This is a genomic window from Nocardioides kongjuensis, assembly GCF_013409625.1.
GTDB lineage: Bacteria > Actinomycetota > Actinomycetes > Propionibacteriales > Nocardioidaceae > Nocardioides > Nocardioides kongjuensis.
Genome location: NZ_JACCBF010000001.1, coordinates 5,200,655 through 5,224,349, shown reverse-complemented (window position 1 = coordinate 5,224,349; position 23,695 = coordinate 5,200,655). Strand labels below are relative to the sequence as shown.

At 73.2% G+C, this 23,695-nt stretch carries 20 protein-coding genes; 6 read left to right on the top strand and 14 right to left on the bottom strand.

Annotated features, from left to right (window positions below):
• The first annotated feature begins 1 nt into the window (after window position 1).
• Entirely contained in the window at window positions 2-1,660 is a 1,659-nt protein-coding gene (locus tag BJ958_RS25090; RefSeq protein ID WP_179729503.1) for a DNA repair helicase XPB, read from the top strand.
• A gap of 78 nt (window positions 1,661-1,738) precedes the next feature.
• Here BJ958_RS25090 and lon read toward each other — a convergent pair whose 3' ends face one another.
• The 7 genes from lon to BJ958_RS25055 all read right to left on the bottom strand — a co-directional run bounded on the left by lon (window position 1,739) and on the right by BJ958_RS25055 (window position 9,115).
• Window positions 1,739-4,075: an endopeptidase La gene (lon, locus tag BJ958_RS25085; RefSeq protein WP_179729502.1), complete on the bottom strand. Its 2,337-nt coding sequence runs from the start codon at window positions 4,073-4,075 to the stop codon at window positions 1,739-1,741.
• A 216-nt stretch (window positions 4,076-4,291) separates the two neighbouring features.
• Window positions 4,292-5,506: a DUF2786 domain-containing protein gene (locus BJ958_RS25080; RefSeq protein WP_179729501.1), complete on the bottom strand. Its 1,215-nt coding sequence runs from the start codon at window positions 5,504-5,506 to the stop codon at window positions 4,292-4,294.
• 146 nt (window positions 5,507-5,652) lie between these two features.
• The gene (locus BJ958_RS25075; RefSeq protein WP_179729500.1) at window positions 5,653-5,931 is read right to left on the bottom strand and encodes a DUF2087 domain-containing protein; all 279 of its coding nucleotides are present in this window, start codon (window positions 5,929-5,931) and stop codon (window positions 5,653-5,655) included.
• Window positions 5,928-6,575, bottom strand: coding sequence for a hypothetical protein (locus BJ958_RS25070; protein ID WP_179729499.1), 648 nt, complete (start codon window positions 6,573-6,575; stop codon window positions 5,928-5,930). The genes BJ958_RS25075 and BJ958_RS25070 overlap by 4 nt, the downstream gene beginning before the upstream one ends.
• A complete protein-coding gene (locus tag BJ958_RS25065) occupies window positions 6,572-7,234 on the bottom strand; it encodes a 3-oxoacid CoA-transferase subunit B (protein WP_179729498.1) in 663 nt (220 codons plus the stop codon). The genes BJ958_RS25070 and BJ958_RS25065 overlap by 4 nt, the downstream gene beginning before the upstream one ends.
• On the bottom strand, window positions 7,234-7,929 hold the full coding sequence (locus BJ958_RS25060; protein ID WP_179729497.1) for a 3-oxoacid CoA-transferase subunit A: 696 nt from the start codon (window positions 7,927-7,929) through the stop codon (window positions 7,234-7,236). Before BJ958_RS25060 ends, BJ958_RS25065 begins: the two co-directional genes overlap by 1 nt.
• 1 nt (window position 7,930) lies before the next feature.
• The gene (locus tag BJ958_RS25055; RefSeq protein WP_179729496.1) at window positions 7,931-9,115 is read right to left on the bottom strand and encodes an acetyl-CoA C-acyltransferase; all 1,185 of its coding nucleotides are present in this window, start codon (window positions 9,113-9,115) and stop codon (window positions 7,931-7,933) included.
• A 72-nt stretch (window positions 9,116-9,187) separates the two neighbouring features.
• On the opposite strand from BJ958_RS25055, the gene BJ958_RS25050 reads away from it, so the two are divergent.
• Window positions 9,188-10,078, top strand: coding sequence for a LysR substrate-binding domain-containing protein (locus BJ958_RS25050; protein ID WP_179729495.1), 891 nt, complete (start codon window positions 9,188-9,190; stop codon window positions 10,076-10,078).
• Here BJ958_RS25050 and BJ958_RS25045 read toward each other — a convergent pair.
• On the bottom strand, window positions 10,068-10,523 hold the full coding sequence (locus BJ958_RS25045; protein WP_179729494.1) for a MarR family winged helix-turn-helix transcriptional regulator: 456 nt from the start codon (window positions 10,521-10,523) through the stop codon (window positions 10,068-10,070). The genes BJ958_RS25050 and BJ958_RS25045 overlap by 11 nt on opposite strands.
• A 67-nt stretch (window positions 10,524-10,590) precedes the next feature.
• Here BJ958_RS25045 and BJ958_RS25040 point away from each other — a divergent pair, with 67 nt between their 5' ends.
• Window positions 10,591-11,421, top strand: coding sequence for a sulfurtransferase (locus BJ958_RS25040; RefSeq protein ID WP_179729493.1), 831 nt, complete (start codon window positions 10,591-10,593; stop codon window positions 11,419-11,421).
• A 2-nt stretch (window positions 11,422-11,423) separates the two neighbouring features.
• The gene (locus BJ958_RS25035) at window positions 11,424-11,777 is read left to right on the top strand and encodes a hypothetical protein (RefSeq protein ID WP_246319098.1); all 354 of its coding nucleotides are present in this window, start codon (window positions 11,424-11,426) and stop codon (window positions 11,775-11,777) included.
• Here BJ958_RS25035 and BJ958_RS25030 read toward each other — a convergent pair.
• From BJ958_RS25030 to benA, 6 genes are all read right to left on the bottom strand, one after another.
• Complete coding sequence (locus BJ958_RS25030; protein ID WP_179729492.1) at window positions 11,706-12,956, bottom strand: benzoate/H(+) symporter BenE family transporter; 1,251 nt, start codon at window positions 12,954-12,956, stop codon at window positions 11,706-11,708. The genes BJ958_RS25035 and BJ958_RS25030 overlap by 72 nt on opposite strands.
• Window positions 12,953-14,233, bottom strand: coding sequence for an MFS transporter (locus BJ958_RS25025; RefSeq protein WP_179729491.1), 1,281 nt, complete (start codon window positions 14,231-14,233; stop codon window positions 12,953-12,955). Before BJ958_RS25025 ends, BJ958_RS25030 begins: the two co-directional genes overlap by 4 nt.
• Window positions 14,234-14,448: 215 nt before the next feature.
• On the bottom strand, window positions 14,449-17,052 hold the full coding sequence (locus BJ958_RS29245) for a LuxR family transcriptional regulator (protein WP_218865966.1): 2,604 nt from the start codon (window positions 17,050-17,052) through the stop codon (window positions 14,449-14,451).
• 27 nt (window positions 17,053-17,079) lie between these two features.
• On the bottom strand, window positions 17,080-19,530 hold the full coding sequence (benC, locus tag BJ958_RS28855) for a benzoate 1,2-dioxygenase electron transfer component BenC (RefSeq protein ID WP_179729490.1): 2,451 nt from the start codon (window positions 19,528-19,530) through the stop codon (window positions 17,080-17,082).
• A 10-nt stretch (window positions 19,531-19,540) separates the two neighbouring features.
• Window positions 19,541-20,068, bottom strand: coding sequence for a benzoate 1,2-dioxygenase small subunit (gene benB / locus BJ958_RS25010; RefSeq protein WP_179729489.1), 528 nt, complete (start codon window positions 20,066-20,068; stop codon window positions 19,541-19,543).
• Window positions 20,065-21,420, bottom strand: a complete 1,356-nt coding sequence (benA, locus tag BJ958_RS25005; RefSeq protein ID WP_179729488.1) for a benzoate 1,2-dioxygenase large subunit — start codon at window positions 21,418-21,420, stop codon at window positions 20,065-20,067. The genes benB and benA overlap by 4 nt, the downstream gene beginning before the upstream one ends.
• Window positions 21,421-21,660: 240 nt before the next feature.
• On the opposite strand from benA, the gene BJ958_RS25000 reads away from it, so the two are divergent.
• Together BJ958_RS25000 and BJ958_RS24995 are read left to right on the top strand one after the other, a co-directional pair.
• Window positions 21,661-22,572, top strand: a complete 912-nt coding sequence (locus BJ958_RS25000; protein WP_179729487.1) for a LysR substrate-binding domain-containing protein — start codon at window positions 21,661-21,663, stop codon at window positions 22,570-22,572.
• 8 nt (window positions 22,573-22,580) lie between these two features.
• Complete coding sequence (locus BJ958_RS24995; protein WP_179729486.1) at window positions 22,581-23,684, top strand: mandelate racemase/muconate lactonizing enzyme family protein; 1,104 nt, start codon at window positions 22,581-22,583, stop codon at window positions 23,682-23,684.
• Window positions 23,685-23,695: the final 11 nt, after the last annotated feature.

Below are 23,695 nucleotides of genomic sequence, written 5' to 3'. Positions count from 1 at the left end.
GGTGACAGACGGACCCCTGATCGTGCAGTCGGACAAGTCGCTGCTGCTGGAGGTCGACCACCCGCAGGCCGCCGAGTGCCGCAAGGCGATCGCACCGTTCGCCGAGCTGGAGCGCTCCCCCGAGCACATCCACACCTACCGGCTGACGCCGCTGGGTCTGTGGAACGCCCGGGCCGCCGGCCACGACGCGGAGCAGGTCGTCGACACGCTGCTGACCTGGTCGCGCTACCCGGTCCCCCACGCGCTGCTGGTCGACGTCGCCGAGACGATGGCGCGCTACGGCCGGCTGCGGCTCGAGAAGCACCCCGTGCACGGGCTGGTGCTGGCCTCCAGCGACCGGCCGGTGCTCGAGGAGGTGCTGCGCGCCAAGAAGGTCGCCGGCATGCTCGGCGCCCGGATCGACGACGACACCGTCGCGGTCCACCCCTCGGAGCGGGGCAACCTCAAGCAGGCGCTGCTCAAGCTGGGCTGGCCGGCCGAGGACTACGCCGGCTACGTCGACGGCGAGGCGCACCCCATCGCGCTGGCCGAGGAGGACTGGACGCTGCGCGACTACCAGCGCGACGCGGCCGAGTCGTTCTGGCACGGCGGGTCGGGCGTCGTCGTCCTGCCCTGCGGCGCCGGCAAGACGCTGGTCGGCGCGGCGGCCATGGCCCATGCGCAGGCGACCACGCTGATCCTGGTCACCAACACGGTGAGCGCCCGGCAGTGGAAGGACGAGCTGGTGCGCCGCACGTCACTGACCGAGGACGAGATCGGCGAGTACTCCGGCACCGTCAAGGAGATCCGGCCGGTCACCATCGCGACGTACCAGGTCATCACGACCAAGCGGAAGGGCGTCTACCCGCACCTCGAGCTGTTCGACGCGCGCGACTGGGGCCTGATCGTCTACGACGAGGTGCACCTGCTGCCGGCGCCGATCTTCCGGATGACCGCCGACCTGCAGGCGCGGCGGCGGATCGGGCTGACCGCGACGCTGGTGCGCGAGGACGGCCGCGAGGGCGACGTGTTCTCGCTGATCGGACCGAAGCGCTACGACGCCCCGTGGAAGGACATCGAGGCGCAGGGCTGGATCGCGCCCGCCGACTGCATCGAGGTGCGGGTCTCGCTCCCGGACGCGTCGCGGATGTCGTACGCGACCGCCGACCCGGAGGAGCGCTACCGGCTGGCCGCGTGCACGCCGGAGAAGCTGGGCGTGGTGCGGGACCTCGTGGCCCGGCACGCCGGGCAGCCGACGCTGGTCATCGGCCAGTACCTCGAGCAGCTCGACGAGCTGGCCACCGCGCTGGACGCGCCGGTGATCACCGGGCAGACCACGGTCAAGGAGCGGCAACGCCTCTTCGACGGCTTCCGCTCCGGCGAGATCGGGCTGCTGGTCGTCTCGAAGGTCGCGAACTTCTCGATCGACCTGCCGACCGCCGAGGTCGCGATCCAGGTGTCCGGGTCGTTCGGCTCGCGGCAGGAGGAGGCGCAGCGGCTCGGCCGCCTGCTCCGCCCGGGGCCCCCGGGGCCCGGTGGCGAGCGGAAGGTCGCGCACTTCTACACGATCGTCGCGCGCGACACCGTCGACGCGGAGTTCGCCCAGAACCGGCAGCGGTTCCTGGCCGAGCAGGGCTACGCCTACCGGATCATCGACGCCGAGGACCTCGCCGGCGCCTGAGCGTGGACGTCGCAACGACCGAGCTCGCCGGGGATCGGCTGATCCCACGACGAACCCGGTCGTTGCGACGCAGGCAGGTCAGGCCGCGGCCGAGGCGGTGTCCGCGACCACGAGCGCCCGCTCCAGGATCTCGGTGACCGCACCCACGGGGGTGACGGTCAGCGCCTCCAGGATCTCGGCCGGGACGTCGTCCAGGTCGGGGCGGTTGCGCTCGGGGATGAACACCTCGGCGACGCCGGCACGCTGGGCGGCGAGCAGCTTCTGCTTCACCCCGCCGATCGGGAGCACCCGGCCGGACAGGGTGACCTCGCCGGTCATCGCGATGTCCGAGCGGACCGGGCGACCGGTCAGCAGCGAGACCAGCGCGGTGACCATGGTGACGCCGGCGGACGGCCCGTCCTTGGGCACCGCGCCCGCGGGGAAGTGCACGTGGATCGACCGCTCGAAGGCCTCGGCCGGGATGCCGAGCTCGGCGGCGTGCGAGCGCACCCACGAGAGCGCGATCCGCGCCGACTCCTTCATCACGTCGCCCAGCTGACCCGTGACCGTCAGGCCCGTCTCCCCCGCGGCGACCGAGGTCTCGACGTACAGGACGTCTCCGCCCATGCCCGTGACCGCGAGCCCGGTGGCGACACCGGGGACCGACGTGCGCTCCTCGACGTCGGGGGTGAACCGCGGCCGGCCGATCAGCTCGACCAGGGAGTCGACGCCGATGTCGACGCGGTCGGCCGCGCCCGACGCCAGCCGGGCGGTGGCCTTGCGGAACGCCTTGGCGAGCAGCCGCTCGACCTGGCGCACGCCGGCCTCGCGGGTGTAGTTCGCCGCGATCTCGCGCAACGCCTCGTCGGTGATGGTCACCTCGTCGGGCGACAGCGCAGCCCGCTCGAGCTGGCGCGGGACCAGGAAGTCGCGGGCGATCGCGACCTTGTCCTCCTCGGTGTAGCCGTCGATGGAGACCAGCTCCATGCGGTCGAGAAGCGCGGCCGGGATCGAGCCGATGTCGTTGGCCGTCGCGATGAACAGCACGTCGGACAGGTCGAGGTCGAGCTCGAGGTAGTGGTCGCGGAAGGTGTGGTTCTGCGCGGGGTCGAGGACCTCGAGCAGGGCCGCCGCCGGGTCCCCCCGGTAGTCGGAGCCGACCTTGTCGACCTCGTCGAGCAGCACGACCGGGTTCATCGAGCCGGCCTCCTTGATGGCCCGCACGACGCGGCCGGGCAGCGCGCCGACGTACGTGCGCCGGTGGCCGCGGATCTCCGCCTCGTCGCGGACTCCACCGAGCGCGACGCGGACGAACCTGCGGCCCAGGGCCCGCGCGACGGACTCGCCGAGCGAGGTCTTGCCGACTCCGGGAGGTCCGGCCAGCAGCACGACGGCTCCGGAGCCGCGGCCGCCGACGACCTCGAGGCCGCGCTCGGCGCGGCGGGCCCGGACGGCGAGGTACTCGGTGATCCGGTCCTTCACCTCGTCCAGCCCGTGGTGGTCGGCGTCGAGGACGGCCCGCGCGGCGACGACGTCGGTGTCGTCCTCGGTCGTGACGTTCCACGGCAGGTCGAGGACGGTGTCGAGCCACGTCCGGATCCAGCCGGCCTCGGGGTTCTGGTCGCTGGACCGCTCGAGCTTGTCGACCTCGCGCAGCAGCGCCTCGCGGACCGCGTCGGGGACGTCGGCGGCCTCGACCCGGGCACGGTAGTCGTCGCCGCCCTCGGGGTCGCCCTCCCCGAGCTCCTTGCGGATCGCGGCGAGCTGCTGGCGCAGCAGGAACTCGCGCTGGTTCTTCTCCAGCGACTCGCGCACGTCGGCGTCGATCTTGTCGCTGACCTCGGACTCCGCGACGAAGTCGCGGGTCCACTCGACCAGCAGCCGCAGCCGCTCGGCGACCTCGGGGGTCTCGAGGAGCTGGCGCTTGCGGTCGTCGGAGAGGTACGGCGCGTAGCCGGCCGTGTCGGCCAGCGTCGCCGGGTCGTCGATCCGGGTCACCTGGTCGGCGACCTGCCAGGCCTCACGGCGCTGCAGCAGGCCCACGACGAGCTTGCGGTAGTCCTCGGCGAGCGCGCGGACGTCGTCGTCCACGACACCGCCGTCGACCGGCTCGACCTCGACCCACAGGGCCGCGCCGGGACCGGTCACGCCGCTGCCGATGCGGGCACGTCCACCGGCCTTGAGCACCGCAGCGGGCTCACCGCCGGAGAACCGGCCGACCTTCTCGACACTCGCCACGACGCCGTACGACGCGTAGCGGTCCTCGAAGCGGGGCGCGAGGAGGACCTGGGCGGTCCCACCGCTCTCGCGGGAGGCGATCTGGGCGGCGTCGATGGCAGCGCGGGCGGGCTCGTCGAGCTCGACCCGGACCACCATGCCGGGGAGCACCACCACGTCGGAGAGGAACAGCACCGGAAGCTGGATCGGGTTCGTCATGCACCTTCCAATGCGTTCCGGGTTCGTGGTGTTCCGGCGTTCGCGGTGGGCGAACTGGGGAACTCCCCCGGCAGCGATCAGTCGAGCGGGCGCGCCGGGACGAGCGCGAGGTCGAGGGCGCGGCCACTCGTGGCGGTCGCCGTCGTCGGGCACCCGGTCGAGGTCCGCTCGGGTGCGCCCCGGGGCGGGCGACGCCGGGTGCCTCATCGTGCCTCGTCACGCTGAGAGCTCGCCAGCGTGCAATCGGGCCCGGTCGCCCGCCGTGCGCCCCTGCGCCGCGCCCAGGGCGTCGTACCGTCCGCCGACGTTGCGCTCATGCAGCCGCCCGGCGAACAGCCGCTCGAACTCCTCCTCGACCTCGGCGACGCGGGAGCGCAGGACCGGGAGCGCGCCGGAGGATCCCGGGTCGGCGAGCACCTGCGCCTCGACGGCGACCAGACGCTCGCGGATCCGCGCGGCGAAGCCGAGGTGGAAGGACTGCCGGAAGGCGGCCGACCGGGGGCGCTCGCCGCTGCCGGCGCCGTGGGCCGCGGCTGCGAGGGCGTGGCCCGCCTGGACGAGCAGCGAGGTGAACAGGACCTCGACGGTGGCGAGGTCCTCCGCGTGCCCGACGACGGCGGCGAGGCCGAGCCCGCCGAGCTCGACCGAACGGCAGCGATTCGCGCGGGCGACCGCGGCGAGGAGAACGCCCTTCGCTGCGGCGTACGGGGGCTCGAGGAGGATGCGGATCATCCGCGGCCGGTCGTCGGCCGCCCGGCCCAGGAGCCGCGCCCGGTCGACGGCGTGGCGGGCCATCAGCTCCTGGGCCTTCGCCGTCAGCGCCTGCGCCTCGGCCTCGAAGGCCGTCGACTCCGCCTTCGCCAGCAGCTTGCGGATCCGCTCCAGGGCCGGGTCAGCGGCGGTCGGTCCGGTGGGCGAGGCCATCTCGACGATCGACGGGTCGGCCCCGGGAGGCGGGACGAGGAGCGGGACCCGGGGCAGCCGCGCCAGCACCCGCCACACGTCGGCCGCGGCGTCGTAGCAGCGGGGCCGGTCGACGGCGCCGCGCCGCCGCCAGCGGCGCAGCCAGTCGAGCCGGGTCGCCTCCGAGGACGCCGACAGCCGGTCCACCTGGGCCTGCCAGCGCGGGTGGACGGTCCCGGCCCGCCGGTCGTGGTCGGCGACGACCGCCAGGTCGACCAGCCGGCCGCCGGTGCGACCGAGTCGACGGGTCACCGCGTGGACGACCTCCGCTGGCTGCCAGCCCAGTCCGTACGCCGAGGCGACGGACTGCAGCAGGATCCGCTCGGCCATCTGGTCGACGATCGTCACCGAGAAGGCGGTGAGCCGTTCGGCCTCCGCCGTCGGGACCCGTCGTGACTCCGTCGGCCGCCACAGCAGCCGCTGCCACACCTCACGCGCCGCACGCGCGTCGTACCGATCTCCCGTCATGGGCACCTCCGTTGGTCGTGGAGGACACGACGCTGGCCGGAGCGTGCGACACGGTGCCGCGGGTGAGCCGCAGGGCTGTGGACAGCGGGCGACGCGACGCAGGTTGGGGACGGCGGACGGCTCCGGTGGCCACGCCTGGGACAGGATCAGACGTCGACGGTGCCGCCGCTGCGCCAGTAGACGTCGCTCTGCCTGGTCAAGAAGCCCTCGTCGACGAGTGCGCGGCGCAGGGCCGCGTGGTCGTCGTGCACCTGCACGAGGAGGGCATCGACCTCGCGCCAGTCGTAGCGCCGGCCCGGCTCGAAGCGCTGGGCGACGTGGTCGAGCACGACCAGGCGCTTGGCGTGCCGGGTGGGCAGGTCCAGGAGGCGCCCGTCCGCGGAGAGGAAGCGCTGCAGGACCTGCTGGGCGTCGGCGTCGGTCATGCCTCGAACTGCGCCCAGCCCGGGGGCGGGCCGTCGACCTCGAGCACGTCGACCTCCAGCCAGGGCGTCTCGGCGCCGACCGGCAGGCTGCGCACGACGATCCCGCTCTCGACGTCGAGGGCGACGTCGTAGTGGCTCGCGAAGACGGTTCCCTGCGGCAACGGACGACTGTTGCCCTCGCTGCGCCACGAGACCTCGCTGAACAACAGCTCGCAGCAGCCGCCTCCGCACCGGGCCTCGTAGCCCGGCTGCGGCGTCAGGTCCGCGCGCCACACGGGCCGGCCGTCGAGCTCCTCCTCGCGCAAACGGTCGATGGCGACGTCGTGGCTCAGCTCCTCCGGGTCGAGCATCGCGACCCAGTAGTAGTCACGCCAGATCGGGTCGTCGACCAGCCACCACCGCAGCGGCCGCTCCGCAACCAGGCCGTCGGGGCGCAGCACCGGGCGCTGTCGCCGAAGCTCGGCGTCGTACGGGAAGGTCTCGACCCGGACCTGGTCGCCGACCCGGGTCGCGAGGCCGTCCGGGCGTCGTACGTAGGCCTCCACGTCGGCCCAGCCCGACGACCGCGCGCGCAGGTGCACCGTGCGCCAGCGCCACGGCGAGCTGCGCGCCAGCGCGCGGAAGGAGTCGGCGTCGGGGGTCACCCCTCCTTTGTAGCCAACGCCACGCCGAGCCGGCGACCGAGTTCCTCGACGGAGATCCCCCACGTCTCGCGTACGACGACAGCCGGGCCGCCGACCTCGAAGATCCCGTGGTCGGTGTAGACCCGGCTGACACAGCCGACGCCGGTCAGCGGGTAGGTGCAGTCGGGGACCAGCTTGGGCGAGCCGTCCTTGCCGAACAGGCCCATCATCACGAAGACGTCCTTCGCGCCGATGGCGAGGTCCATCGCGCCACCGACGGCGGGGATGGCGTCCGGGCGACCGGTGTGCCAGTTGGCGAGGTCGCCGTTGGCGGCGACCTGGTAGGCACCGAGCACGCAGACGTCGAGGTGGCCGCCGCGCATCATCGCGAAGGAGTCGGCGTGGTGGAAGTACGACGCACCGGGCAGCTCGGTGACCGGCACCTTGCCGGCGTTGGTGAGGTCGGCGTCGACCTCGTCGCCGTGGGCGGCCGGGCCCATCCCGAGCATGCCGTTCTCCGTGTGCAAGATGACGCCGAGCTCCTCCGGGAGGTGGTCGGCGATCTTGGTCGGCTGGCCGATGCCGAGGTTGACGAAGGAGCCCTCGGGGATGTCGCGGGCGATCACCTCGGCGAGCTCGTCCATCGTGAGCGGGCCGCGGTCCAAGTGCTCGACGGTCATCAGCGGGCTCCCTGCACGGTGTAGTGGCGGGCCTCGACGGCGACCACGCGGTCGACGTAGATGGACGGGGTGACGACGGCCTCGGGGTCCAGTGCGCCGGTCGGGACGACGCTGCTCACCTGGGCGATGGTCGTGGTGGCCGCGGCGGCCATCACCGGGCCGAAGTTGCGGGCGGTCTTGCGGTAGACCAAGTTGCCGAGCCGGTCGGCGGTGTGGGCGGAGATGAGCGCGTAGTCGCCCTTGATCGGGTACTCGAGCAGGTACTCCCGCCCGTCGATCACCCGCGACTCCTTGCCCTCCGCGAGCGGCGTTCCGACGGCGGTGGGGCTGTAGAACGCGCCGATCCCGGCACCAGCGGCCCGCATCCGCTCGGCGAGGTTGCCCTGCGGGACGACCTCGAGCTCCAGCTCGCCGGACAGGTAGAGCTCGTCGAAGACGTAGGAGTCGGCCTGGCGAGGGAAGGAGCAGACGACCTTGCGCACGCGGCCGGCCTTGAGCAGCGCGGCCAGGCCGACCTCGCCGTTGCCGGCATTGTTGGACACGATCGTGAGGTCCTTGGCGCCCTGCCGGATCAGCGCGTCGATGAGGTCGAACGGCATGCCGGCGAGGCCGAACCCGCCCACCAGCACGGTGGATCCGTCCTCGATGCCCGCGACCGCCTCGTCGGTGGTCTCCATCAGCTGGGTGCGAGCCATGTCAGGAGGCCTCCGGGTTCTCGAGGACGACGGCCAGGCCCTGGCCCACGCCGATGCAGATGCCGGCGACGCCCCAGCGCTGGCCGGTCTCGCGCAGCACCTTGGCCAGCGTGCCGACCAGCCGGCCGCCGGACGCGCCGAGCGGGTGGCCCAGGGCGATCGCGCCGCCGCGCTGGTTGACGATCTCGGGGTCGATCGGCCAGGCGTCGACGCAGGCGAGGGACTGGACGGCGAAGGCCTCGTTGAGCTCCACCGCTCCGACGTCGGACCACGCGATGCCGGCGCGGGCGAGGGCGGCGTTGGCGGCCTCGACGGGTGCGTAGCCGAAGGCCTGCGGCTCGAGGGCGTACGCCGCCCGGCCGGCCACGCGCGCCAGTGGCGTCGTACCGATCCGGTCGGCGGCGGCCTCCGAGCCGAGCAGGACGGCGGAGGCGCCGTCGCTGAGCGGGGAGGCGTTGCCGGCGGTGATCGTGCCGTCCTTGCGGAAGACCGGCTTGAGGCCGCCGAGCGACTCGGGCGTGCTGCCGGGACGGATGCCCTCGTCACGGACGAGGTCGCTGCCGTCGACGTGGACGACGAGGTCGTCGTAGAAACCGTCCTCCCAGGCCTGGTGGGCGAGCCGGTGCGAGCGCGCGGCGAACTCGTCCTGGCGTTCGCGGGAGATCCCGAACCTCTCCTGCAGCTGCTCGTTGGCCTCGCCGAGGCTGACCGTCCACTCCTTCGGCATCCGCGGGTTCACCAGCCGCCAGCCGAGGGTCGTCGAGACCGCGGTGACGTCGGCGGCCGGGAACGCCCGGTCGGGCTTGGGCAGCACCCACGGAGCCCGGGTCATCGACTCGACGCCGCCGGTGAGGACGATGTCGGCGTCACCGGTCTCGATCGTGCGCGAGCCGATCATCACGGCGTCGAGGCTGGAGCCGCACAGGCGGTTGACGGTGGTGGCCGGCACGCTGACGGGCACGCCGGCCAGCAGGGTCGCCATCCGGCCGACGTTGCGGTTGTCCTCCCCCGCACCATTGGCGTTGCCCCAGACCACGTCGCCGATCGCGGCGGGGTCGAGGCCGGGCGTGCGGGCCAGGACCGAGGAGACGACGGCGGCACCGAGGTCGTCGGTGCGGACACCGGCGAGGGAGCCGTTGAACCGGCCGAACGGGGTGCGGACCGCTGCGTAGACGAAGGAGCTCACGTCTCCGACGCTAGGCGGCCGAGTTGATATTGTGAAGGATCAGTATTCGACACGATTGAGACGATCTGAGATATGGATCTGCTGCGCCACCTGCGGTACTTCGTCACCGTCGCCGAGGAACGTCACTTCGGCCGCGCCGCCGAGCGGCTGCACATGGCCCAGCCCCCGCTCTCCCAGCAGATCCGCCGCCTGGAGGCGGAGGTCGGCGCCGAGCTGTTCGTCCGCACCACCCGTCGCGTCGACCTGACCGCGGCCGGATCCGCCTACCTGGAGCGGGCCCGGGCGATCCTGGCCGCCGTCGACGATGCCGCCGACGAGGCCCGCCGGGTCGCCGCCGGCGCGGTCGGCAGGCTCGCGATCGGCTGCGTCGGGTCGGCGACCTACAGCCTGCTGCCGGACCTGTCCCGACGGCTGGCCGAGGAGCTGCCCGGCGTGGACTTCGCGTTCCGCGGCGAGATGCTCGTCGCCGACCAGGTGGAGGCGCTGCGCACCGGCGCGATCGACCTGGCCCTGCTGCGACCTCCCGTCGACGACGCCTCGCTGACGCTCACGACGCTGCGCGAGGAGCGACTCGTGGTCGCCGTACCCGTCCGGCACCGTCTGGCCACCCGACGCTGGCTGCGGGTCGCCGACCTCGCCGGGACCGACCTGATCGTGCACTCGGCCGGCCGGCGCTCCGCGATGTACGGCGTGGTTCGCGCGCTCTTCGCCCAGGCCGGCGTGGACCCGCACATCCGGCACGAGGTCGGCGAGACCTCCACCCTGGCCACCCTCGTCGCGGGTGGACTGGGCGTGGCCGTCGTCCCCGAGCCGGTGCAGGCGCTGGCCCTCAGCGGCGTCGTCTACGTCCCGCTCGCCCGGCCCGTCCCGACCGTCGAGCTGGCGGTCGCGCACCGCAGCGACCGGACCGAGGCCCACCTGCTGCGCACGCTCGGCCTGGTGCGCGAGCTGGTCAGCGGGTAGCGGCGATCACGGCCGTGAGCCGGGCGTGCAGGTCGAGGAGCTCCTCGAGCGGCATCCCGAGCCGCTCGACGATCGCGGGCGGGATCGCCTCGGCGTCGGTGCGCAGGGCGCGGCCGCGCTCGGTCAGCACGACGGCGAGCGCGCGCTCGTCGCGGGGATCGCGCTCACGGCGCAGGTAGCCGGCCGCCTCCAGCCGCTTGAGCAGCGGCGAGAGGGTGCCGGGGTCGAGGTCGAGCAGCTTCGAGAGCTCGGTGACGCGCAGCGGCTCGCCCTCCCACAGCGCGAGCATCACGAGGTACCGCGGGTGGGTCAGGCCGAGCGGCTCGAGCAGCGGCCGGTAGAGCGCGATGACGTTGCGCGAGGCGATCGCCAGGGCGAAGCAGACCTGCTGGTCGAGCGCGAGCGGGTTCTCGACCTGCGGACGGGAATCAGGGACGGCCGGCATGTTGTTAGCGTAGCAATAGTTGGTGTACAAACCATTGCCACACAAACCAAACACCTGAGGAGACCCCATGGCCCGCAGCGATGTCCTCGTCGACGGCGACTGGCTCGAGGAGCGCCTCGGCGCCCCGGACCTCGTCGTGATCGAGGTCGACGAGAACCCGGCCCTCCACGGCACCAGCCACGTCCCGGGCTCGACCAGCCTCGACTGGTCCACCGACCTGCGCCAGGTGCCCCGGCGCGACGTGGTCGACCAGTCCGCCTTCGCGGCGCTGATGAGCCGGCACGGGGTGGGCAACGACGACACCGTCGTCCTCTACGGCGGCGACAACAACTGGTTCGCCGCCTACGCGTACTGGGTCCTCAAGCTCTACGGCCACACCGACGTCCGCCTCCTCGACGGCGGCCGCAAGAAGTGGGAGCTCGAGGGCCGCCCGCTCGACGACGTCGTCACCCACCGCGCGGAGTCGACGTACACCGCCGGGCCGGCCGACCCGGCTCTGCGCGCCTTCCGCGACGACGTGATCGCGGCGATCGGGGTCCGCGAGATCGTCGACGTCCGCTCCCCCGCCGAGTTCAGCGGCGAGATCCTCGCGCCGGCGCACTTCCCGCAGGAGCAGCCGCAGGTGCCCGGCCACGTGCCGACCGCGGTCAACGTGCCGTGGTCGCAGGCGGCCGCCGAGGACGGCAGCTTCCGCAGCGACGACGAGCTCCGGGCCCTGTACGGCGGCGCCGGGCTGGCCCTCGACGGCAGCCCGGTCACGGTCTACTGCCGCGTCGGCGAGCGCAGCGCGCACACCTGGTTCGTCCTGCACGAGCTGCTCGACCTGCCCGACGTCCGCAACTACGACGGCTCGTGGGTGGAGTACGGATCGCTGATCGGCGCCCCGGTGGAGGTCTGACGATGACGACCGACATGCGGATGGACGCCGCACCTCGTCGCCGCCGGCACCTGATGGACCCGGCACACCCGGTCCGCCCGGTCAACGACCGGGCCCTGACGAACGTGCAGCGATGGGTGATGTCGACCCTCATGGTCTTCACCACCGCGCACCTCGCCGCCGGGATGGTCGTCGCCGCGCTCGAGATCGACCCCGCGGCGACCGCGGCCCGCGCCGGACTCAACGTGATCGCCGGCGCGTTCATGGCCATCGCGGTCGTCGCGGGTCGGGCGATCCACCACCGCTCAGCGCTGACCTGGTGGCTGGTGGCGGCTCCCCTCACGACCGCGGTCGGAGCCTGGCTGACCTTCCGGTGAGCGCCGGTCGGCGAGCCAGGTCGCGACCACCCCGGTCACCAGGCCCCAGAAGGGTGCGCCCAGCGAGAGGAAGGTGACGCCGGACGCGGTGACCAGGAAGGTCAGCAGCGGCGCGGTGACGTCGGGTCCGGCGAAGGCCGTGGCGAACGCGCTCTGCAGCGCACGGAGCAGGGCCAGTCCGGCCAGGGCCGCGACGAACGCCGCCGGCGCGGCGCCGAGCAGCGCAACGGCCAGGGGCGCGAGCACGCCGAAGCCGACCGCGACGATGCCGCACACGATGCCGGCGGCGTAGTGGCGCTCGCGCCGGCCGGACGCCGTCAGCAGCGCGTTGGTCGGCCCGGTCAGGCAGCTGCTGACCGCGCCCACCGCGGCGGCCGGGACGGACACCAAGCCGCATGCGATCGTCACGAAGCGCATCGGCGCGCGGTGTCCGGCCGCCGCCAGGACCGCCATCCCCTGGGCGTTCTGGACGAACACCACGGTGACCGCGAGGGGCAGCACGAGCTCGGCAGCCGCCGCCCAGGAGAAGGTCGGCGCCTGCAGGACGGGGGCGGCGAACACGCTCTCGGGCCACGCGACCGGGTCGCCGGTGCCGGTGACCACGACGGCCCCGGCGCCGACGAGGACGGCGGCGACGACCGGAGGCAGCACCGCGCGGGCCCGCGGGACGAGGGCGACCGCGACGAAGGCCAGCACCATCGGTGCGGCGACCCGGGCCGTCGTGCCGAGCGCGGAGACGAGCCCGGTCCCGAAGCCGAGGAAGACACCCGCCACCATCGCCATCACCACCGGGATCGGCAGGGCAGCCATCAGTCGGTCGACGCGACCGACCGCGCCCAGCGCGACGAGCAGCAGCGCGGTCAGCAGGTAGGCGCCGAGCACGTCGGACCACGGCAGGTGGTCGGCGGCCTGCCCGACGAGTGCGGTTCCGGGGATGGTCCAGAAGAAGGCCAGCGGCTGGCGGTACGCCCAGCACGCGAGCACGGTGAGCACGCCGTTGAGCACGAAGACCCCGAAGATCCACGAGCTGACCAGGTCCGGCGGGAGGCCCGCGCTCGCGGCCGCCGTCAGGATCACCGCCACCGGGCCGGTCATCGCGAAGATCGCGCCGACGACGCCGTTCGCGACCTCGGTCGGGCCGAGGTCGCGGACGACGTCTCGCGGGCGGGGTCGGGTCACGTGGCCGCCACGGCCAGGCCGTCCTGTCCGGCGACCGGGGCAGCCTCCTCCTCGGCACGCGAGCGCGGCACGAGCAGCGTCACGACGGCACCGGCGACGGCGACCGCGGCGAAGATGCGGAACGCCGTACCGCCGCCCAGGCCCGCACCGACGAGGGCACCTCCGATGACCGGGCCGAGGATGCCGCCCAGGCGACCGAAGCCGGCGCACCAGGCGACACCCGCACCCCGGGCCGAGGTCGGGTAGTAGTTGGAGACCAGGCCGTAGACGAGGACCTGCGTGCCGATCGTGCCGATGCCGGCGACCGCGACGGCGAGGACGAGGACGCCGAGCGGCAGCCCGAGCGGCAGGAGCAGCAGCGCGACGGTCGCCATCAAGAAGGTGGTGACGACGACGCTGCGGGCGCCGAGGCGGTCGGCGGCGGTCGAGGCGAGCAGGCCGCCCACGATGGCACCGCCGTTGAGGACGAGCAGGAAGGTGAGCGCCCAGTCCTTGCCGTAGCCGTTCTGTCCCATGATCTCGGGCAGCCAGGTGTTGAGGCCGTAGGTGAGCAGCAGGCCGGCGAAGCTCATCGTGCCGAGCAGCAGGGTGGCCGGGCCGTAGCGGCGGCTGGCGAGGGCGGCGAAGCCGACGGGCTCGCGGGTGGCGCGCGGACGGCCACGCTCGGCGAGCCACTTCGGCGACTCGGGCAGCTTGAGCAGGGCCAGCGGGAAGAGCACGACGATCGGCAGCGCCCCGACCCAGAACAGGCCGCGCCAGCCGGTCACGTCGTCGAGGACGAGCGCGACGAGCGCGGCCAGCACGCCGCCGGCGGGGATCCCGCTGTAGACGACGGCGTTGAAGCGGTTGCGCTGCCCGGCCGGGGCGAGCTCGGCGACCAGGGCACCCACGGTCGCCACCAGCGCACCGATGCCGATGCCGGTCAGGAACCGGCCGATCCCGAAGGCCGCCACGCTGTGCGTCGTCGCGGTCGCCCCCATGCCGACAGAGAACCAGACCAGGTTGACCAGCACCACCCTCCGGCGCCCGATCCGGTCGGCGACGGCACCGGCGGCCAGCGCACCGACGAGCACGCCGACCAGGGCGTAGCTGCCGAGGCGCCCGGCGGCGGCCGGGGTGAGCGCCCCGAGCTGGCTCGGGTCGCCGAGCAGGACGGGGACGACGGTGCCGTAGACCACGAGGTCGTAGCCGTCGAAGACGAGGGCGGCGGCGCACAGCGCCACGGCCCAGGCGACGGTACGGCGGTCGCCGGGTGCGGTGGGTGGGTGGGTGGTCATCGGGCTGCTCCTGAGGGGAGGGATCGGGTCGGGCACGACCCTGCCAAGACGTGACCGCCGTCACCCGAGGGCAATTGCCGGTCCTGACCCGGGTGCCCATCCATCACGCCGGGTGATGGATGGGCACCTCGCGACGACAGTCCGGCACGACCTCGGCCGCGAGGCTCAGCCGGCGGAGGGCTCCGCCCACGGCTCGGCGACGAGCGGCACCGCGCTCATCGCGACCGCCGCGCGGCGAGCTCGGCGCGCGAGCGGACGCCGAGCTTCGCGTAGACCCGGGTGAGGTGGAACTGCACGGTCTTCACCGACAAGAACAGCTCGGCGGCGACCTCCTTGTTGCTGCGGCCCTGCGCGACCAGTCCGGCCACGGCCTCCTCCTGCGGGGTGAGGTCGTCGAACTCGCGGTGCCCCCGCACCACGTTGACGCCACCCGCGGCGAGCTCGCGGTCGCAGCGGGCGACGTACGTCGCGGCGCCGAGGGCGAGGTAGGCGTCGCGGGCGGCGGTGATCACGGCGTCCGCCTCGGCCCGCCGGCCGGCCCGGCGCAGGGTCTGGCCGAACGCGAAGTGGACACGGGCCCGGTCGTAGCGCAGCGGCAGCGGCTCGAGCAGCGCGATCGCCTCCTGGAAGCAGGCGCGGGCAGCGTCGAGGTCGCCACGCACGCCGTACCAGCGGCCGCGGGCGTAGGCGAGCCGGGCCGTCGCGGACATGTGGCCGTGCTCGCGGGCGACCTGCTCGTGCCGGGCCAGGAAGGCGTCTGCCTCGTCTTGCCGGCCGACCAGGACGAGCGCATTGGCGTGCACGTCGGCCCACGGCCAGTAGCCCGGCTGCTCGACCCAGTCGCGTGCCCACGGCTGGGTGAGCGGCGCGAGCGCCCGCACCACGGCGGGGTAGTCCGCCCGCGCCTCGCTGTACGCCGCCCGGGCCAGCGCCGCGGGCACCCGCATCAGCTCGTAGTCGCGGCTCACGGCGTCGCCCGTCCGCAGCGACTGCTCGGCGGCCTCCCAGTCCCCGCGCAGCGCGAGCACCTGGGTGCGCGTCCAGGCCAGGAGCGGCACCAGCAGGCTCATCCCGGAGCGCTGGGCGAGCTCGAGGCCGGCACTCGCCGTACGCATCGCCTCGTCCCAGTCGCCGGCCTGGAACTGCACGCGCGCCAGCCAGCCCCGCGCCCACAGCGAGATCCGCAGCGAACCGCCCAGGAAGTCCGTGGGTACGGCGCTCTCCAGCTCCTCACGCGCCCGGTCGGGGTCGTCGGCGGCGAGGTGCAGCCAGCCTGACGCCATGGTCACCCGTTGCGCGACCGGCCCCTCGGGGACGCGCTCCATCAACGCTCGGTAGCCGTCGAGGGCGACGTCGATCCCCTCGGTCGGGGCGACCCCGAGTCCACGGACGGCAGCCGCCTCGACGGCGGTCGGCGCGGCCGGGTCGACCAGCTCCATCGCGCGGTCCGCCCAGGTGACCAGGTCGCGCGGCCGGCAGCGGGCGAGGTGGTGCAGCACGTAGCGCTGGGCGACGAGGGACGCCGTGCCCGCCTCGCGGCGGGGGTTGACCAGCTCCCAGGCCCGGCCGAGCCGGCTCTCCGCCTCGGCGGGCCGGCCCCGCACGACGGCCAGGTAGCCGAGGACCGCGTTGCGCAGCGGGGTCTCGCGCAACGACTCGAGCTCGGGCAGGTAGCGCGACGCCCGGGGCACCTCGCCGGCACCGACGAGCGCGTCGACGCCACGGACCAGCCGGTCGGCGCGGGCCTCGCGGTCCGCGCTCGCCTGCGACGCCAGCACCAGCAGGTCGGCCGCAGCGCTCCACGCGCCCTGTCCGGCCCGCTGTGCCGCGAGGGCGTCGAGCTGGTCGGCCAGGGCGTCGTCGGGCCGCGGGTGCGCGAACCACCGGTGCCGCAGCGCCACCGCGGGGTCGGCGACGACCTCCGCCGCCCGGTGGTGGAGCTCGGACCGGCGGACCGGACCGAGGTCGTCGAGCACCTCCCGGCGTACGACGGGATCGCGCAGGCGCGCCCACGCGTCGTGCTCGTCGAGGCTGACCAGCAGTCCGCTGCGGACCGCGTGACCGATCGCGGCCGTCGTGGCGTCGAGGTCGGCGACCGCCCCGGCGTCCTCGACCGGGACCGCGCGGGCGTGCCGGTCGGCGGCCTCCAGCACCGCGACGGCCTGCACCAGGGACCGGGCGGTGTCATCGAGCTCGCCCAGCGCAGCCCGCACCGCGCGGGCGGCCGTGGCCGGCGCGGGCAGCGCGAACCAGGGCGCGGTCCAGTCGCTCGCGGGCACGTCGTCGAGCAGCTCGACCACGTGCCGGACCCGGCCGCCGGTGTGCCGCAGCAGCCGGTCGACCTGGCTCGCGGGCAGCACGACGCCGCGCTGCTCGGCGAGGGCCGCGACGTCCTCGGCGCTCAGCGCGGCCAGCGGGACCACCTCGTCGGCGGCGGCACGGACGCTGTCGAAGAGCAGGTCCTGCGCAGGATCCGCGCCACCGGGCACCCGCCAGCCGAGCACCACGCGCGGCCCGTCGGCGGCGCGGGCAGCGCTGACCAGCGCCTGGACGGACGACGGGTCGGCATGGTGCGCGTCCTCGAGGACCACGAGGTCCCCGCCGCCGGGATCGGCTCCGGCGAGAGCGGAGCCCGGTGCGTCCTCCCACGAGAGCCCCAGCAGCCGGTGGGTGGCGTCGGCCGCCTCGGCGTAGGCCCGCAGGAAGGTGCTCAGCCCGCCGCCCGCCGGCGCCGTGACGAGCACCAGTCGCGCCGCGGTGCCGGCCAGGTCGTCGAGCGCTCGACGCCGGGTCGGCACGAGGTGCGGGCCGGGGGTCACAAGGTCACCGTAGGGCCCGGACGCTTGTCAGCCGAGGTCCCCACCGGCGACCGGCAGCACCGTCCCGGTGATGTAGGTGGCCTCGTCGGAGGCGAGGAAGGTGATCGCCGCGGCCTGCTCGTCGAGGGTGCCGTAGCGGCCCATCAACGACGAGTCGAGGGTCTGGTCGATGTGCGCCTGGAACCAGGCGCGCTCCTCCGCGGTCCGCGGCTCGGGGGTGCCGCGGGAGATCCGGCGCGGCGGGGCCTCCGTGCCGCCGGGTGCGGTGGCGACGACCCGGATCCCGCGGTCGGCGTACTCGAGGGCGAGGGAGGCGGTGATCGCGTTGATGCCGCCCTTGGCCGCGCTGTAGGGGATCCGGTGGATGCCGCGCGTCGCGGCCGAGGAGACGTTGACGATCACGCCGCTGTGGCGCTCGACCATGCCGGGGAGCACGGCGCGGCACGTCAGCAGCGTGGTCATCAGCGAGCGGTCGAGCTCGGCGGCGATCTCGTCCGCGGTGAACTCCGTGAACGGCTTGAAGTTGATCGCGCCGCCGACGTTGTTGACGAGGACGTCGACCCGGCCGAACCGCTGCCGAGCCGCCTCGGCCAGCTCGGAGGCACCGGTCCAGGCCTCGAGGTCACAGGTCACCGGTACGACGCTCGCGCCCTGCCCGGCGAGCTCGCCGGCCAGCTCCGCGACCAGCCCCGACCGGTCGGCCAGCACCAGCGCACCACCCTCCGCGGCGATCCGGCGCGCCACCTGCGCGCCGATGCCCTGGGCGGCACCGGTCACCACGACGACCTTCCCGGTGAACCGACCGGGCGTGACGAAGCGCGGTCGAGTGGCGGCGGCGGCCTCGGACATGGCGCGACGCATGGTCTGCTTCGACCGATCGGCGTGCGCCACGATCAGCTGCCGGGCGACCTCGCGGTCACCGGCCTCGAACGCCTCGACGATCTCGACGTGGTCGCTTGCGCAGCGCGGGTGGCACCAGGTCGCGTTGCGCAGCACCTCGCCCATCCGGCCCTTCACGCCGAGGGCCTGGTAGGCCTGCAGCAGGTGCTCGTTGCCGGTCTGCACGAAGAGGTAGTCGTGGAAGGCCGCGTTGGTCTCGGTGTAGGAGGCGGCGTCGACGAAGCGGTCGCCGTCGACGTACGGCAGCGTGGCCTCGGCCAGCAGCCGGTAGCCGGTGAGCTGCTGGGAGCCGAGCCGGCCGATGGTCAGCTCGAGTGCGCCGAGCTCGAGGGCCTCGCGGGCCTCGAAGAGGGCGTCGGAGGACTGGACGTCGGGGTGCTCCTCACCGATCTCGTACTCGCCCGGCCCGGAGGACGCGGCCGTCTGTGCGACGAAGACGGTGCGGCCGGCGATGCCGCGTGCGTCCCGGGCGATGATCAGCTCGTCCTCGGGGTCGGCGCCCGCCTCGGCCGGCGCGACGGGCGCCGCGGCGGCGGGAGAGGTCGCCTCGGGCACGGCCGGTGCGAACTTCTCGTAGTAGAAGCCGGTCGGCTCGATGCCGGCGTCGGCGACGTGGGTGCGCACCGCCTCGACCATGGGCGGCGGACCGCACAGGTAGATCGCCACGTCGCCGTCGTGGAGGTGCTCGGGGCGGATCAGGCCCATCACGTAGCCCTTGTTGGCCGCGGTGCTCGCCGGGTCGGAGACGCAGTGGTCCCAGGTGAGGCCGGGCAGTCCGGCCGCCACGTCGGCGATCTGGTCGAGCGCGACCAGGTCCTCGTCGGTGCTGACCCCGTAGACCAGGTGCGCCTTGCGGGTCGAGGCGTCGGCGCGCATCTTGCGCAGCATCGACAGCACCGGCGCCAGGCCCGTGCCGCCCGCGAGCAGCAGCACCGGACGCTCCGTGTCGCGGAGGAAGAAGGAGCCGTGCGGGCCGGTCAGGCTCAACGCGTCGCCCACGCGCGCCCGCTCGGTTAGCCAGGTCGACATCGCTCCCCCGGGCGTGAGCTTGACCAGGAACGAGAGCCGCTCCTCGTGGGGCGCGCTGCTGAACGAGTAGGACCGGGTGACGTCGGTGCCGGGCACGGCGATGTTGACGTACTGGCCGGGCAGGAAGGCGAGCTCGCCGCGATCGGGGATCTCGACGGCCAGCTCGACGGTGGTGGTCGAGAGCCGGGTCAGCTCGGTCACCCGGGCGTCGTACGTCGCCGCGCGGGTCTTCGCGACCTCGGACGTGCTGGCGACCTGCAGGACCAGGTCGGAGCGTGGCCGCATGCTGCACGGCAGCACGTAGCCGCGTTCGGCCTCGTCGGCGGGCAGGGCGTCGTCGATGTAGGTGCCGGCGTCGTACTCCCCCGACTCGCAGAGCGCCTTGCAGGTCCCGCACGCGCCGTCGCGGCAGTCGAGGGGGATGTTGATCCGCTGGCGGTACGACGCGTCGGCCACCGTCTGGTCGGCGCGGCAGGTGATGAACCGGGTGACGCCGTCCTCGAAGGACAGCGCGACCTGATGGGTGGCGACCTCGGTGTCGACGGACATGCGGTCCCCCTCAGAAGTGGTAGACGTCGACGACGTGGTGGATGTAGTCGTTCTTCAGCACCACGGTCTTGCGGCGGATCAGCGGCTGCTCGCCTGAGAAGTCGATCGTGCAGAACGACGTGCCGTAGTAGGGGTCGACCGTCTTGTAGCGGAAGTACATGGTGTGCCAGTTGAAGCGCACGTCCACGGTGTCGCCGCGACGCTCGATCACCTCGACGTTGCTGATGTTGTGGCTGGTCCGCGGCTCGGGGATCGAGGTCGCCGACGACCGCTCGGTGCGGATCCGGAAGACCCGGTCCTCCAGGCCGCCCTTGTTGGGGTAGTAGATGAGCGAGACGTCCTTCTCGGGGTCCTCGACGAGCTCGTCGTCGTCGGTCCACGCGGGCATCCAGTAGACGACGTCGTCGGCGTAGCACTCGAGCCACTTCTCGAACTCGCGGTCGTCGAGGTGGCGGGCCTCGCGGTAGAGGAACTGTTCGATGGCGTTCTGGGTGATCAGCTTCGCGCCGGTCTCGGCAGCGAGGGCGTTCGTGGTCACTTGTCCGCCTCCTTCTCGAGCGCGGCGAGCATGGTGTCGCGCCAGTACCCGTGCTGGACGGGGTAGAGGCCCTCGTCCTCGTTCTTCAGCCCGGCCGAGATGACGCCCTCCATGCCGAGGGACCTCGCGACCTCGTCGGGTCCGGTCAGCCAGTGCTCGGCACCGCGGCTCATGTCGTTCCAGGGCGCCGCGGTCGCGCGGAAGGTCAGCTGGCACGACCGGAACTCCTCCAGGTCGTCCGGCGTCGCCATGCCCGAGGCGTTGAAGAAGTCCTCGTACTGGCGGATCCGCCAGGCGCGCGACGCGGCGCTCTCGCCCTTCGGGGCGATGCAGTAGATGGTGACCTCGGTCCGGTCCGGCGCGATCGGGCGGAAGTGCCGGATCTGCGTGGAGAACTGGTCCATCAGGTAGACGTTCGGGTAGAGGCACAGGTTGCGCGAGCCCTTGACCATGAACTCGCCCTTGGCGTCGCCGAACTGCTCCTTGAGCTCGTCCATCCGGTCCCACAGCGGGCGGTCCTGCGGGTTGCCGGCCCAGGTCCACAGGCACAGGTGCCCGTTCGGGTAGGACCAGTAGCCGCCGCCCGACTTGCCCCACTGGCCGGCGTCGAGCGTCTTCGTCTCGTTCGTGGACTCGCCGGTGTTGCGGCGCGAGGTGGTGGCGGCGTAGTTCCAGTGCGTGGCGGTGACGTGGTAGCCGTCGGCGCCGTTCTCGGCCTGCACCTTCCAGTTGCCGTCGTAGGTGTAGGTCGACGAGCCGCGCAGCACCTCCAGCCCGTCGGGCGACTGGTCGACGAGCATGTCGATCACCTTGGTCGTGTCGCCGAGGTGCTCGGCCAGGGTGCTGACGTCCTCGTTGAGGCTGCCGAACAGGAAGCCGCGGTAGCTCTCGAACCGCGCCACCTTCGTCATGTCGTGCGAGCCGCCCTGGTCGAAGGAGGCCGGGTAGCCGGCGCCGTCGGGGTCCTTGACCTTGAGCAGGGTGCCGTCGTTGCGGAACGTCCAGCCGTGGAAGGGACAGGTCAGCGTCATCCGGTTGTCGGTCTTGCGCCGGCAGATCATCGCGCCGCGGTGCGCACAGGCGTTGATCAGGCAGGTCAGCTCCCCGTCCTTGCCGCGGGTGATGACGACCGGCTGACGCCCGATGTAGGTCGTGAAGTAGTCACCCGGGTTCGCCACCTGGCTCTCGTGGGCGAGGTAGATCCAGTTGCCCTCGAAGATGTGCTTCATCTCGAGCTCGAAGACCTCCTCGTCGGTGAAGATCCGCCGGTTGGCGCGGTAGATCCCGGCCTCCGGCTCCTCGACGACGGCGTCGGCCAGCACGCTGCCGATCCGGTCCAGCATCTCGGTCATGGGTCCTCCCGGTGGGGTCTGCGACGGACGATGCCGGGAACTCAAGCATTCCGTGGCGGCCGTCACACGAGGCCTTTTGCTAGGTCTTGCCCGGGGTCCGATTCATAGTTGGGAGTTATGAATCAGCGAACTATTGGTCTTTGTGTTTCTGGATCGACCGGATCTAGCGTGGTGGGACCGCGTGACGCCCACCACACCGGCCCCGTCACCGGCCCGGCCGACAGGAGGAGGTGACGACCCATGGATCTCAAGCAGCTGCGCTACTTCGACGCCGTGGCCGAGACCTGTCACTTCGGCCAGGCGGCCGAGCGCCTCCATCTCGCCCAGCCCGCCCTCTCCCAGGCCGTACGACGCCTCGAGGCCGAGCTCGACGTCCTGCTCCTGGCACGCACGACCCGCCAGGTCAGCCTGACGCCGGCCGGCGAGTTCTTCCACCGCGAGGTGCGCCGGATCCTCGGCGACCTCGACGCGTGCGTGGTCGGCACCCGCAGCATCGCCGAGGGCAGCCGCGGGCTGCTCCGGGTCGGGTTCACCGGGACCAGCGCGTTCACCCAGCTGGCCCGTCTGTCCCGGATCGTCCGCTCCTCGCTGCCCGGCGTCGCGCTCGAGGTGCAGGCCGACCTGCTCACCCCCGGTCAGGTCGAGCGGCTGACCGACGGCCGCCTCGACCTCGGCGTGCTCCGCGGGCCGGTCGCCGAGCCCGGCATCGAGACCCGGTCGCTGCTGCAGGAGCCGCTGGTGCTCGCCCTCCCGGCCGACCACCGGCTCGCCGCGGAGCCCGCGCTCGAGGTCGTCGACGTCTCCGCCGACGAGTTCGTCGCGTACGCCGACACCCGCTCGGCCGTCAACGAGGCGATGGTGTCCAGCTGCCTGCGCGCCGGCTTCTCCCCCAACATCACCCACCGCGCCCCCGGCACCGCCGCGCTGCTCGCGCTCGTCGCCGCGCAGCTGGGCGTCGCGCTGGTGCCCGAGTCGGTGCGCAGCATGCAGCTGCAGGGCGTCGTGTTCCGCGACGTCGCCGACGCCGCGACCATCGACCTCTCCCTCGCCTGGCGCGCGGACGACCCGTCCGCCCTGGTGGCCGGCGCGCTCGACGTGCTGGAGCGCAACGGGTTCTTCACCGCCGCCCCCTCCCCGACCACCGCCTCCTGAGGACTCCCATGAAGATCACCGCGATCGACGCGATCCCCTTCCGGATCCCCTACGTCAAGCCGCTGAAGTTCGCCAGCGGCGAGGTCCACGTGGCCGACCACGTGCTGGTCCGCGTGCACACCGACGACGGGGTGGTCGGGGTCGCCGAGGCGCCGCCGCGGCCGTTCACGTACGGCGAGACGCAGCGCGGGATCCTCGCGGTGATCGAGACCATCTTCGCCCCGCAGGTCGTCGGCCTCGCGCTCACCGATCGCGAGCAGATGGCCGCGCTGATGGGCCGCACGGTCGGCAACCCGACGGCGAAGGCCGCGATCGACATGGCCGTGTGGGACGCGCTCGGCCGCACCCTCGGGCTGCCGGTCTCCGAGCTGCTCGGCGGCTACACCGACCGGATGCGGGTCTCCCACATGCTCGGCTTCGACCGGCCGGCCGCGATGGTCGACGAGGCCGAGCGGATGCGCGACGTGCACGGCATCACCACGTTCAAGGTCAAGGTCGGGCGCCGCCCAGCCGCGCTCGACGTCGCCGTCGTCCGCGCACTGCGGGAGGGGCTGGGGCCCGACGTCGTGCTGTACGTCGACGGCAACCGCGGCTGGACCGCGTCGGAGTCGGCGCGGGCGATGCGACAGATGGCCGACCTCGACCTGGCCTTCGCCGAGGAGCTCAACCCCGCCGACGACGTGCTCGGCCGGCGCTGGCTGGTGCAGCAGCTCGACGTGCCGTTCATCGCCGACGAGTCGGCCACCACGCCGGCCGAGGTGACCCGCGAGGTCCTCGGCGGCTCGGCCACCGCTTTGTCGGTCAAGACCGCCCGCACCGGGTTCACCGGCTCGCAGCGGGTGCTCCACCTCGCCGAGGGGCTGGGCCTCGAGGTGGTCATGGGCAACCAGATCGACGGCCAGCTCGGCTCGATCTGCACCGTCGCGTTCGGCGCCGCCCACCAGCGCAGCAGCCTGCACGCCGGCGAGCTGTCCAACTTCCTCGACATGAGCGACGACCTGCTCACCGAGCCGCTCCGCATCGAGAACGGCGAGCTCGCCCTGCGTCCCGGCGCCGGACTCGGCGTCGAGATCGACGACGACAAGCTGCGCCGCTACCGCACCGACTCCTGACCCGCACCACC